Raw genomic sequence first — 4,469 nt, 5'->3', positions numbered from 1 at the left:
CCTCGCCCGTTCGGCCGCGACGCCGGCCCGCCCGCCATCCGTCGCGCGTCCGGCGTCGTGCCCTCCCGTGCGGGCAGGGCGCCGTCCGGGCCGGGCGGGTGGGGGGTCAGCGCACGCAGCAGGGCGGCGTCGTTGGCCGCCAGGTGGGCCAGCAGCCCCGGCACGTCGCCGTAGCAGGGGATCTCGCCGGGCCAGCGGCGCGGCGTCAGCTCGGTGAGCAGCGCGTCCAGCCGCCCGACCTGCTCGGCGTACGGCCGGGCGAGGTCCGGCACCCGCCGGTCCGCGGCCCCGCCTCTGCCCATCGGGCCGCCGGCCCTGTCCAGCGCGCCGCCCGGCATCAGGTCGCGCATCCGCCCCACCGCCGTGGGCGGCCCGTCGATCCCCGGCAGGGTCGCCGGATCGGCGTCCAGACCGGGGTAGGAGCCGGCGAACCGGCTGGGGTACGAGCGCGCGCCCGGGTACGGGCCGGCGTGCTTCCCATCCGCTGGTCTCACGGCTGGGTCCCTCCTCGCGTCGGGAGTCGTCAGGAGTACGGCCGCATCCGGGACATGGCAGTGCCGTCGGGAACGCGCGCCTTCGGGAACGCCGATGTGCACGACCACCTGACGGTAGGACTGTCAGCGCCGCCGCGCCACCCTTTCGCCGATAGCGGTCACCAGGACCGGGTCCCCGTGTCATTCGCCGTCGAGACCCTCACGGATGGAAAAGTGTCGCGGTTTGGCGGCAGGAGGCAGGCGGCGTTCGCCAGAAAACCGGTTGATCGGACGTATTAGCCTTGATGGGATGCCTCCCGATACGAGTTCTCCCAGCCGTCCCCTGCCCGCCTACCAGAAACCGTCGACGAACTCCTTGTGGCGGATGAGGTCGTACCTCCGCCCCTACGTCCTCAGGCTGATCCTCATCTGGCTGGCCGCGGTCATCGGCATCGGCGCCAGCATCTCCCTGCCGCTCATCGGCCGTGAGGTGATCGACGGTCCCGTGCTCCACGGCGACTCCGGCGCCCTCCTCCCGCTCGGCCTGATCGCGCTCGGCGTCGGCACCTGCGAGGCGCTGCTGATCTTCTTCCGCCGCTGGATCCAGGTCGGCCCGGTGCTGGGGCTGGAGACCAAGCTCCGCGACGACCTGTACGAGCACCTGCAGCGCCTGCCGATGGGCTTCCACGGCGACTGGCAGTCGGGCCAGCTGCTGTCGCGGGCGACCACGGACCTGTCCACGATCCGCCGCTTCCTCGGCTTCGGGATGCTCTTCCTGGTGATGAACATCCTGCAGCTCACCACGGTGACGATCCTGCTGCTGAACATGTACTGGCCGCTCGGCCTGCTGGTGGCCGGGTCGGCGGTGCCGATCGTGGCGGTGTCGCTGGGCTTCGAGAAGAAGTACATCAAGATCTCCCGCCGGGTGCAGGACCAGCAGGGAGACCTCGCCACGGCCGTCGAGGAGTCGGCGATCGGCATCCGTACGATCAAGGCGTTCGGCCGCCGTCACCACGTGTTCGACAGGTTCGACGAGGCCGCGCGGAAGGTCTACGCCACCTCGATGAGCAAGGTGCGGCTGTCGGCCAGGTTCTTCACGTTCCTGGAGATGATCCCCAACTTCACGCTCGCGCTGGTGCTGCTGCTCGGCGCGCTGGCGGTGGGCGGCGGGGCGCTGACGCTGGGCACGCTGGTGGCGTTCACGACGCTGATGCTGCAGCTCGTCTGGCCGGTCGCGAGCCTCGGCTTCATCCTGGCCATGGCGCAGGAGGCGCTCACCTCGGCCGACCGGGTCATGGAGGTCATGGACACGGTCCCCGCCATCGAGAGCGGCACCGGCTCGATCGAGCGGCCGCGCGGCCACCTGCGCTTCGAGGGCGTGGAGTTCCGCTTCCCCGACGGCGAGCAGCCGGTGCTGCGGGACGTGTGGCTGGAGGTGCGGCCCGGCGAGACCGTCGCCATCGTGGGCGCCACCGGCTCGGGCAAGACGACGCTGACCGCGCTGGTGCCCAGGCTCATCGACCCGACGGGCGGCCGGGTCACGATCGACGGCCATGACGTGCGCGACCTGTCGCTGGCCGCGCTGCGCGAGGTGGTGGCGACGGCGTTCGAGGAGCCGACGCTGTTCTCGATGAGCGTGCGCGAGAACCTCACGCTCGGCCGTCACGACGCCGGCGAGGAGGAGATCGACGCCGCGATCCGCACGGCGCAGGCCATGTTCGTGTACGACCTGCCGTGGGGGCTCGACACCCGGATCGGCGAGCAGGGCCTGTCCCTGTCCGGCGGCCAGCGGCAGCGGCTGGCCCTGGCGCGGGCGGTGCTGAGCAGGCCGCGCATCCTCGTCCTGGACGACACGCTGTCGGCGCTCGACGTCGAGACCGAGGCGCTGGTGGAGGAGGCGCTGCGCCTGGTGCTGCGCGAGGCGACCGGCATCGTCGTCGCCCACCGCGCCTCCACGGTGCTGCTGGCCGACAAGGTCGCGCTGCTGCGCGACGGCACGATCACCCACGTGGGGCGGCACCACGACCTGCTCGACGAGGTGCCCGAGTACCGGCAGCTGCTGGCCCAGGACGCCGACCTCGACCCCTCGGAAGGAGCCCTGCGATGACGGTCACCACCTCCGACTGGCGGGGCGTGGCCTCCGAGGACCAGGACGAGCTGTCGGAGCAGGTGTCGGTGCTGCTGCGGGAGCGCTCCCGCAGGCTGCTCGGCAGCCTCCTGACCCCTCACCGCAAGGCGATCGCGCTGCTCACGGCCATCATCGTGGTCTCCAACCTGGCCGGCCTGGCCATCCCCTACCTGGTGAAGGTGGGCATCGACGCGGGCATCCCGCCGATGCTCAAGGGCACCGGCCCCGGCACGCTGCTGACCGTCGTCGGGGTGATCCTGGCCGCGGCGACGACGCAGGCCCTGACCAGGCAGGTCTTCCTCAAGCTGGCCGGGACCATCGGCCAGGACATCCTGCTGGAGCTGCGCCGGCGCGTCTTCGACCACTTCCAGCGGCTGTCGCTGAGCTTCCACGAGAAGTACACCTCCGGCCGGGTGATCTCCCGGCTCACCTCCGACATCGAGGCCATCGCCGAGCTGCTGCAGTCGGGCTTCGACGGGCTGGTCACCGCGGTGCTGACGCTGTTCGGCACGGCGGCGCTGCTGCTGGTGCTCGACGTCCACCTCGGGCTGGTGGCGCTGATCCCGCTGCCGCTGCTGCTGCTGTTCACCCGGTGGTTCCGCCGCCAGTCGGCGATCGTCTACCGGCGGACCAGGGAGACGGTGGCGCTGGTCATCGTGCACTTCGTGGAGTCGATGACCGGCATCCGCGCCGTGCAGGCGTTCCGCCGCGAGCCGCGCAACCAGGAGATCTTCGAGCGGCTCAACGACGACTACCGCGGCGCGAACGCCAGCAGCATGCAGCTCATCGCGGTCTTCATGCCGGGCGTCAAGCTGATCGGCAACGTGACCGTGGCGGGCGTGCTCGTGTACGGCGGCTACCTGGCGCTCCAAGGTGAGGTCACGGTCGGGGTGCTGGCCGCGTTCCTGCTGTACCTGCGGCAGTTCTACGAGCCGATGCAGGAGATCAGCCAGTTCTACAACACGCTGCAGTCGGCGGGCGCGGCGCTGGAGAAGCTGTCGGGCGTGCTGGAGGAGGAGCCCGGCGTGCCCGAGCCGCGCGAGCCGCGGCCGCTGCCCGAGGCGCGCGGCAAGGTGCGCTTCGAGGACGTCCGGTTCGCCTACGTCGAGGAGATGCCGATCCTGCCCGGCCTCGACCTGACGATCCCGGCCGGGCAGAGCGTGGCGCTGGTCGGCGCGACGGGCGCGGGCAAGACGACGCTGGCCAAGCTGATCTCCCGCTTCTACGACCCGACCGGCGGCCGGGTGCTGCTCGACGGAGTCGACCTGCGGACGCTGGACGAGGCGACGCTGCGCAGGGCCGTGGTCATGGTGACGCAGGAGAACTTCCTGTTCACCGGCACGGTCGCGGACAACATCCGGTTCGGCCGTCCCGAGGCGAGCGAGCGCGAGGTGCGCGAGGCCGCCAAGGCGATCGGCGCGCACGACTTCATCAAGGCGCTGCCCGACGGGTACGACACCGAGGTCGGCAAGCGCGGCGGCCGCATGTCGGCCGGTCAGCGGCAGCTCGTGGCGTTCGCCAGGGCGTTCCTGGCCGACCCGGCGGTGCTGATCCTGGACGAGGCGACCTCCAGCCTGGACGTGCCCAGCGAGCGGCTGGTGCAGCGGGCGCTGCGCACGATCCTGGCCGACCGGACGGCGCTGATCATCGCGCACCGGCTGTCCACGGTGGAGATCGCGGACCGGGTGCTGGTCATGGAGCGGGGGGAGATCGTCGAGGACGGCGCCCCCGACCGGCTCATCGCCGCCTCCGGCCGCTTCGCCGGCCTGCACCAGGCCTGGCTGGACAGCCTGAGCTGAGCCGAGGAGCAGGACCGCGGCCATGAGGGCCGCGGGTGACACGGGCGGCGGGCGGTGGTGACCGCCCGC

At 71.7% G+C, this 4,469-nt stretch carries 3 protein-coding genes; 2 read left to right on the top strand and 1 reads right to left on the bottom strand.

Going from position 1 to position 4,469, the window contains the following annotated elements; genetic code table 11:
• Nucleotides 1-494 (bottom strand): hypothetical protein (locus tag KME77_RS09270; protein WP_219463968.1); only part of this gene is annotated, 494 nt, incomplete at its 3' end.
• Nucleotides 495-858: 364 nt separating this feature from the next.
• Between KME77_RS09270 and KME77_RS09265 the strand changes: the two genes are divergently transcribed.
• Nucleotides 859-2,580 carry an ABC transporter ATP-binding protein gene (locus tag KME77_RS09265; RefSeq protein WP_219463967.1) on the top strand — a complete coding sequence of 574 codons (1,722 nt, stop codon included), beginning with the start codon at nt 859-861 and terminating at the stop codon, nt 2,578-2,580.
• Nucleotides 2,577-4,400 carry an ABC transporter ATP-binding protein gene (locus tag KME77_RS09260; protein ID WP_219463964.1) on the top strand — a complete coding sequence of 608 codons (1,824 nt, stop codon included), beginning with the start codon at nt 2,577-2,579 and terminating at the stop codon, nt 4,398-4,400. Before KME77_RS09265 ends, KME77_RS09260 begins: the two co-directional genes overlap by 4 nt.
• The last annotated feature ends 69 nt before the right edge of the window (nt 4,401-4,469 follow it).

This window comes from Nonomuraea rhizosphaerae (assembly GCF_019396405.1).
GTDB classification, from domain to species: Bacteria; Actinomycetota; Actinomycetes; order Streptosporangiales; family Streptosporangiaceae; genus Nonomuraea; species Nonomuraea rhizosphaerae.
The sequence above is the reverse complement of the archived record's forward strand: the minus strand, read 5'-3'. Positions and strand labels throughout refer to the sequence as shown.